This window comes from Moorena sp. SIO3E8, from assembly GCF_010692445.1.
In the GTDB taxonomy this organism is placed as follows: Bacteria; Cyanobacteriota; Cyanobacteriia; order Cyanobacteriales; family Coleofasciculaceae; genus Moorena; species Moorena bouillonii.
Genome location: NZ_JAAHHM010000091.1, coordinates 22,209 through 28,208 on the forward strand (window position 1 = coordinate 22,209; position 6,000 = coordinate 28,208).

Annotated in this window: 6 protein-coding genes and 1 pseudogene; 3 read left to right on the forward strand and 4 right to left on the reverse strand. The window is 43.2% G+C overall.

All coding sequences use genetic code 11. From position 1 onward, the window contains the following. Positions 1-391: 391 nt before the first annotated feature. The gene (locus tag F6K46_RS27760; RefSeq protein ID WP_293117547.1) at positions 392-1,195 is read left to right on the forward strand and encodes a hypothetical protein; all 804 of its coding nucleotides are present in this window, start codon (positions 392-394) and stop codon (positions 1,193-1,195) included. 22 nt (positions 1,196-1,217) lie between these two features. Next, on the forward strand, positions 1,218-1,394 hold the full coding sequence (locus F6K46_RS27765) for a hypothetical protein (RefSeq protein WP_293063255.1): 177 nt from the start codon (positions 1,218-1,220) through the stop codon (positions 1,392-1,394). 176 nt (positions 1,395-1,570) lie between these two features. Here the strand turns inward: F6K46_RS27765 and F6K46_RS27770 are convergent, their stop codons facing one another. Beyond that, on the reverse strand, positions 1,571-2,479 hold the full coding sequence (locus F6K46_RS27770) for an MBL fold metallo-hydrolase (protein ID WP_075896491.1): 909 nt from the start codon (positions 2,477-2,479) through the stop codon (positions 1,571-1,573). Between the two features lie 323 nt (positions 2,480-2,802). Continuing rightward, on the reverse strand, positions 2,803-3,012 hold the full coding sequence (locus tag F6K46_RS27775; RefSeq protein ID WP_143727450.1) for a hypothetical protein: 210 nt from the start codon (positions 3,010-3,012) through the stop codon (positions 2,803-2,805). On the opposite strand from F6K46_RS27775, the gene proB reads away from it, so the two are divergent. Continuing rightward, on the forward strand, positions 3,012-4,127 hold the full coding sequence (gene proB / locus F6K46_RS27780; RefSeq protein WP_293063258.1) for a glutamate 5-kinase: 1,116 nt from the start codon (positions 3,012-3,014) through the stop codon (positions 4,125-4,127). The genes F6K46_RS27775 and proB overlap by 1 nt on opposite strands. Positions 4,128-4,598: 471 nt before the next feature. Here the strand turns inward: proB and proX are convergent, their stop codons facing one another. Next, positions 4,599-5,639, reverse strand: coding sequence for a glycine betaine/L-proline ABC transporter substrate-binding protein ProX (gene proX, locus F6K46_RS27785; protein WP_293063260.1), 1,041 nt, complete (start codon positions 5,637-5,639; stop codon positions 4,599-4,601). A 269-nt stretch (positions 5,640-5,908) separates the two neighbouring features. Continuing rightward, a pseudogene (locus F6K46_RS27790) lies at positions 5,909-6,000 on the reverse strand (IS5/IS1182 family transposase); the annotation flags it as partial.

Genomic DNA, 6,000 nt, shown 5'->3' on the forward strand with positions numbered 1-6,000 from the left:
CGAACTCTTAAATTCTCTCCTTAGAGGTTTATTTTAAGCCTCAGGGGGTGACAAGCTAATTGAAAATCTTACAGGGGTTAGGTTTTAGGGGTTAGGTTTTAGGGAAGATTGCCCTTGCGGGATGGATTGAAAAAAACTATAGAAGAAGTTGAATTGGTGAAAATTGCTTCAATTGCTGGCAAATACAAATGACTCCGATGCGCTCATTTTACCCAACACCTAAAACCATTAACCTAACACCTATCTAGGTTTGAGCTTTGTTGTCACCCCGTGAGATTTTAAGCTGATTTCTGACTGCTGACTGCTGACTGCTGACGGTACTAGTCATTGAGTTTTAAGTAGCTATCCTAAGGGAGTAATTGTGAACGGGTCTACAATCCAAAAATTAATCTTGGCACCAGTCTTCATTTCAACTACACTCTTTTGTGTCTTCACCTTACCTGTAGCTCTATTTGGTGAAGAGTCCATCACCATCCGCATGCAAGATGAACTATTTTTCCATGGTAAAGTCAGGGATGCGGCAGCTCCTTACTTGGGACTAGCGATGTTAATCAGTTTGGGAGTAGGTGTATCTAATGCTACTTTAGCTGGGTGGCACGACTCTTCCCGGAAGTCAGCTACCATTGAGTCTGAGTTAGACACTATTGAGCAAGCTCTTCAGGAAAAGGAAAAGTTAATTCAACAACTACAAGTTTCAACATCCGAGCTGAACACAGAGAAGCAACAGAAGCTAGAGAATGTGGTCGCTTATGAAGAAGTAAAATTTGCTTTACCTGCCAGCGTACCGATGGCAAAGAAGGTTTCTGGAACCGTGGTCATGGAGAAACCGATAACAGTTATGGAACCGTTAGTAATTACCGAGGAACCAGTGCTTGAAAACCTAGGGATGTCATGGCAGCAGAGTAAGGTAAAATCTGGAATCTATCAGTTTGCCTCTGCTCAAACTTTCTTAGGCTACACCAAGGGATGCAGTCGGCTACAGGGGGGAACCCCCATTCGCGATCGCATCCAGAATACGTCTTCTGCTTCTGAACAATCCACAAGCATCAGAAATCCTCAAGTTTTGGCGAAAGACATTGTGCTAGTTGAAGCACTCCAAAGTCAAATCTACAACCTATCGGCTCAGCTAGAATCTCTCCAAACATCTCTAAAAGCAGCACCCCAAGTATCTGACCAAGCTCAAGTTGCAGCTTAGATAATAAGTAAGCTATCAACTAATGCGCTATGCGCACGCTACGCGAACAGCTTATGTGCTATGCCCACGCTACACGAAAAGCTATCCGCAGCACTTTATAGGCGGTCTTTACTCTAAAAAGACCGCCTATGACTATAACAAGCATGTTATGTTAATTACAGTTAATCACTTTTCAAGTCAGTTATTTTATGACAGTTAATTGTTAATTAGTAATTGGCAATTTTATTTTTAGAAATGATATAGCTTTGATCATACTGTTGATCATGCTTATGAGGTAAATTCAATTTTCTTACCCCTACTCCCTACTCCCTACTCCCTGCTCCCTGCTCCCTAAAACCCAGCATTTTGTACCTCACCCCATTGATAATTACTATATTAAACTTTGCTCAGAGGCATTTTCCCATCCTTACGCTCAAGCAGATGTGACCTAGAGGATTCCACTAGCTCAATTGCCAGACCTTCCCGCGCCATAACCGTATTAGAAAACTCCTTAACAGCCTGTTCTCCGATATGGTCCAAAAAATCATCATTATGCAGGGGATCATGATGGAAAATGACTAATTTTTTGGCATTAGCAGCTCGAGCAACTTTGATAGCTTCCTGCCAGGTAGAATGTCCCCAACCCATTTTGCTCGATATCTCAGAGTAGTATTCTTCATCGGTGTAGGCAGCATCGTAAATCATCACGTCCGCATTATGGGCTAGCTGCAGGACATTTTTATCGAAACCCTCTTCGAGATGTTCTGTGTCAGTGATGTAGGCAGCTGAATAGCCTCGCCAGTTAACTCGATAGCCAACGGCTTCACCTGGATGGTTCAAGGGTGCATTTTCTATCGTAATCTCACCAATCTTGACTGTTTCTCCAATCTCAAGGTCATGGAACTCCTTTTTTGATTGCATAATTTGCAAGGGAACCGGAAAATTTGGGTGGGTCATCTGATCAGTTAGACGATTCTCGATGGTGGCACCGTTAGGAGCACGGGTGCCATAAATATGAAAACAATTCCTTTTAATAAAGGCAGGGGTAAAGAAAGGGAAACCCTGAATATGGTCCCAATGGGAGTGGGTAAAAAATAGATGAGCTTCTACTGGCATCTCCTTGAGTAGGGACTGTCCCAAAACTCGCAACCCTGTACCACCATCAAAAATTAGACGCTCACTACCAACTCGCATCTCTATACAAGGTGTGTTGCCTCCATACCGAACTGTTTCTGGTCCTGGACAGGCAATACTACCTCTGACGCCCCAAAAACGAATAGTGAATAAGTTGTGGGTATTAGACATAATTTTTCCTTGCAGGCTTTTGCAGTTAGTTCATCAGTGAGGGTTTTCTGACGAAGAGGGTGTCAGTGTATGGTAATCCAGGAAGGGACAAAGGTAAAGCTAGAATAGTCAAGTACCCTTAGCCGAAGTCCTATTTCCCCTTACCTTTTCTAGCTAGAATTCAAGCACTTTGCACAGCACACCTTAGCACAAGAGTCACACTAAAAATCACCAACGATCTCACCTGGATTGTTACTGGTTAGAGGTGATTAGCTGACTGAATTCCTCTGTTGTTCTAGGGTGTGTCGATTATACAAAGTAGCTCAAGTTTACCAGTATAGTTCCTAAATCTGAAACTGTACTGGCTGATACCAAGTACTTCTTATTCCTATGATTCCCAAAAGCTTAGCAATATTCACCTGAATGTCTTGTAAGTTACACCACCAAATCATGTGATTTTGGTCACATCCTTGGCAGTGGTACCAGAGGAACACTACCCCTGACATAGATTCCCCCTCAAAGGTATGATCAACAGAAACCAGAGTAATGACCAATGACCAATCAAAAGATAGTTGTCAAAGTCGGCACATCTAGTTTAACCCAACCAGCAACAGGTCAGCTGGCCCTATCCACTATTGCTGCCCTAGTGGAAACACTGACTCGGCTGCGTTCTGAAGGTCATCAAGTGGTACTGGTTACCTCTGGCGCTGTGGGGATTGGCTGTGGGCGACTGGGGTTAACATCACGACCGAATACACTCGCTCTCAAACAAGCGATCGCAGCAGTTGGTCAAGGACGGCTGATGCGGATATATGATGACTTATTTAGTAACCTCAACCAACCCATTGCTCAGATTCTCCTCAGCCGCCGAGATTTTGTACAGCGTAGTTGCTATGTTAATGCCTATGCTACCTTTCGGGAACTACTTCAGCTGGGGGTGATCCCAGTGGTGAATGAAAATGATACTGTAGCTGTAGATGAACTTAAATTTGGTGATAACGATACCCTTAGCGCCCTAGTAGCTAGTTTGATTGAATCCGATTGGTTGTTTTTACTAACTGATGTGGATAGACTTTACTCAGCAGACCCCCGTAAGGTACCCGATGCTGAACCAATTATTTCAATCAACAGCATTGAGGAATTAGCTGAACTAGAGGTACAAGCTGATGACTCAGGCTCTGGTTGGGGCACTGGTGGGATGGTAACCAAAGTTGCTGCTGCCCGAATTGCTACCAATGCTGGGGTCAGAACTGTAATCACTGAAGGACGACGTCCAGATAACATTGAAAGAATTTTACAGGGAGAATCCCTGGGCACCCAGTTTGCCCCCCAAGCTCAAACCAATAAAGCCCGCAAGCACTGGATTGCTTACAGTTTAGTGCCGGTAGGGAAACTTTATATTGATAATGGAGCGGTAAAGGCAATTTCTGATGGGGGCAAATCTCTATTAGCGGCTGGTATTACTCGCATAGAAGGGGATTTTCGCTCATCAGATGCCGTAGAGCTATGTGATAGCAATGGTACAGAAATTGCTAGGGGACTGGTGAACTACAACAGTAATGAATTACATAAGATTCGAGGACGTAAATCCGAACAAATCCTGACTATTTTGGGTTACAAGGGGGCAGAAACTGTGGTTCATCGGGATAATTTGGTACTGATGAATTAGGGAGTAGGCAGTAGGGAGTAGGGAATCGGGAATCGGGAGTCGGGAATCGGGAATCGGGAATCGGGAATCGGGAATCGGGAATCGGGAATCGGGAATCGGGAAAAAATACTCTGTACCTGATTAGGTTAGAAACCGCTATACTGTATGTCTCTCAAGATTGTGCTCAATCAATAAAATCATGGTTTCGTAAGCATATGCGCTACGCGCACGCTGCTTGAGGTGCCGTTGGCCGTTGGCCACGCTACTAGATCGGTGCTTAAAATCAACCTTCCTTAGCCTGCGCAAACGGGAGAATTTAATAGTTCGAGATTAATGAAAATTGGAAGTCTGAAGAAAATCCCATCAGCAGACTTATAGCAGTCGAAGTAAAGGTTAAGACATATTTCTCTTCCCTATTCCCAGATCCGCTGTTCCCTGTTCCCTAAAAACCTCACTCAATTGAAAACCGCTATATACCCTTTGAGGATAGTTTTAATTCGTGGCTGCCTTTTTGGCTGAGTCTACCCAACTATCAAACAGTTCCTGGTTTGTCTTTACCCATTCTTCGGCATGGCGGCGAATATCTTTTGGAGTATTTTCACCATCTTGTACCAGTTTTTGTTCAGCATTCACATCCTCAATCGGAACCGTCATCAACTCAAACAGGCGTTTGGCAGCTGGATTGGCTGCTAAAAATTTCTTGTTGGCTATCACGCGAACTTGATCGACACCAACACCTAAATTTTTTCCGTCAACAGTAGTATCTTTTTCTGTTATATTTTCCTGTTCTTTAGGTAGAGAAAGAAAAGGAACCTCTAATCTAATGGTATCTTCTCCTGGCTTTAATACTGTCACTGACCAGTGGGGAATATAGCTATAAAATAAAATCGGTTGTCCTTGTTTATAGCGACCCAATGTGGCGGCCAAGAGAACATCATAGTTGCCTTGGTCATGTTCAATGGTATCGCGCAACTTGTAAGCATCGAGCTGATGTTCAATTACCAACTCACACCCCCAACCTGGATTACAACCAGTTAAGTTGGCTTTGCCATCCCCATCAGAGTCAAACAGTTTGGCAATCTTGGGGTCTTTTAGTTGTTCCAAATTAGTGATTTTGTATTGTTCAGCAGTTTTTTTATCAATCTGATAGCTTTGCAAAGCATCAGAAATAATTACTCCCACCTTTTCTAATTTTTGGTCACCACCGTTTTCTAAAAAAAATTTTTTGTGTATATTTTGCCAATGAACACTGTAGAAATCTACGTCGCCATTCCTTACAGAAATGTGTGCCAATGGAATACTAAGTTGTTTTATTTCAGCTGGTTTATAACCAACCTTTTCCAAACCAATATTGATGATTTCGGAAACAAATAAGGCATAGGTGGAAACGGAGGATGCAGAACTGACCTTGACTCCTTTACCTGCTGTGGATTGACTGCCATTTGGGGTCTGTGCTTCACAGGCGATTAAACTGAGGCATAAAGCTGCTGCTAAGATAGTACAAATAAATTTATTAATTTTCCTGATGGTCATTTCTTGGATTCTATTTGATCAAGTGCTATCGGGATGTTACAGCTAGATTTTGCCTGAAATTCTCGTAAGGTGCAATCCCGACTACTGACCATAGGGTGGAATGGGCATGTTGGTGGAATGGGGTGCGATTCGTTGGCTAGAAACCTTATCTCGTAAGAGATTCGGGGGATTAGCCGCCAGGTAAAAAAAGAACCTTGACAACTTGATAACCATAGTGGTGAAAGACCACTCCTCAGAGGCTGTTTGAAAAGGGGTAGGGGTGTAGCAAATTAGGCTAAGCGCCGAACCATGAGACGAATCATGGCGATGTAAATCATGGTCTCGGAGTTTTGAGGCAAATACTCATAATCTTGACAAAGAG